We start from the raw sequence: 1485 nt of genomic DNA on the forward strand, positions 1-1485 counted from the left end.
AATCCGCAGCTTCGGTAGTATGCTTAGCCCCGGTACATTTTCGGCGCAGGGTCACTCGACTAGTGAGCTGTTACGCACTCTTTGAAGGATGGCTGCTTCTGAGCCAACCTCCTAGTTGTCTGTGCATCCCCACATCCTTTTCCACTTAGCATACATTTTGGGACCTTAACTGGCGGTCTGGGCTGTTTCCCTTTTGACCATGGACCTTATCACCCACAGTCTGACTGCCGAGTATGTCACCATGGCATTCGGAGTTTGATTATACTCAGTACCCCGGGATGGGGCCATCGTACATTCAGTGCTCTACCTCCATGCGACTCTACCTCGACGCTAGCCCTAAAGCTATTTCGGGGAGAACCAGCTATATCCGTGTTCGATTGGAATTTCTCCCCTAGCCACAACTCATCCGCCAACTTTTCAACGGGGGTCGGTTCGGTCCTCCATTCAGTTTCACCTGAACTTCAACCTGGTCATGGCTAGATCACACGGTTTCGGGTCTACATCATCGTACTGCCGCCCTATTAAGACTCGCTTTCGCTTCGGCTCCGTATCTTCTACTTAACCTCGCACGATAACGTAACTCGCCGGTTCATTCTACAAAAGGCACGCCATCACCCTTTAACGGGCTCTGACTTCTTGTAAGCATACGGTTTCAGGTTCTATTTCACTCCGCTCCCGCGGTTCTTTTCACCTTTCCCTCACGGTACTGGTTCACTATCGGTCACTTGGGTATATTTAGCCTTGACGGATGGTCCCGCCTGCTTCCGACAAGATTTCTCGTGTCTCGCCGTACTCAGGATACCACTAGGCTTCACATCGCTTTCAGTTACGGGACTTGCACCCTCTCCGGTCGGCCTTTCAATGCCGTTCTCTTAGCCTTGCTCTTGCCATCTCGTGGTCCTACAACCCCAGATCAAGATCTGGTTTGGGCTCCTCCGCGTTCGCTCGCCGCTACTTACGGAATCATTCTTATTTTCTTTTCCTCCGGATACTTAGATGTTTCAGTTCTCCGGGTACCTCCCTCATGAGCTATGTATTCACTCATGGGTGACAGCTCATTACTGCTGCCGGGTTTCCCCATTCGGATATCGACGGATCTTTGTGTACGTACCACTCCCCGTCGCGTTTCGCCGTTTGTTGCGTCCTTCTTCAGTTCCAAGTGCCTAGGCATCCACCGTACGCCCTTATTCACTTAATCACGATTAAGTTCTAAAGCGTTCTTTTCTTTGCTTAGGTTTTTGCTTGAGTTTTCTGTTTTGTTTAACTTTCTACTCGTGAATATCTATGTTCGTTTACAACTTTCGTTATAGACCTTCATATGTCTTCTGTTATTCAGTTTTCAAAGATCGACTTCTTTTTCTTTTGGAAGATCAGTCTTCCAAAACTGAACAGGAAATGTTCGATAACTCTTCTTTTGTACTTTCTCCTTAGAAAGGAGGTGATCCATCCCCACGTTCCCGTAGGGATACCTTGTTACGACTTAAC

General features: G+C 48.4%; 2 rRNA genes. Both read right to left on the minus strand.

Going from position 1 to position 1485, the window contains the following annotated elements:
* Positions 1-1198: ribosomal RNA gene (locus tag ACESPQ_RS20760) — 23S ribosomal RNA — on the minus strand; the annotation flags it as partial.
* Between the two features lie 233 nt (positions 1199-1431).
* Positions 1432-1485: ribosomal RNA gene (locus ACESPQ_RS20765) — 16S ribosomal RNA — on the minus strand; the annotation flags it as partial.

The sequence above is a fragment of the Clostridium sp. HGF2 genome (assembly GCF_964240115.1).
GTDB classification, from domain to species: Bacteria; Bacillota_I; Bacilli_A; order Erysipelotrichales; family Erysipelotrichaceae; genus Clostridium_AQ; species Clostridium_AQ innocuum.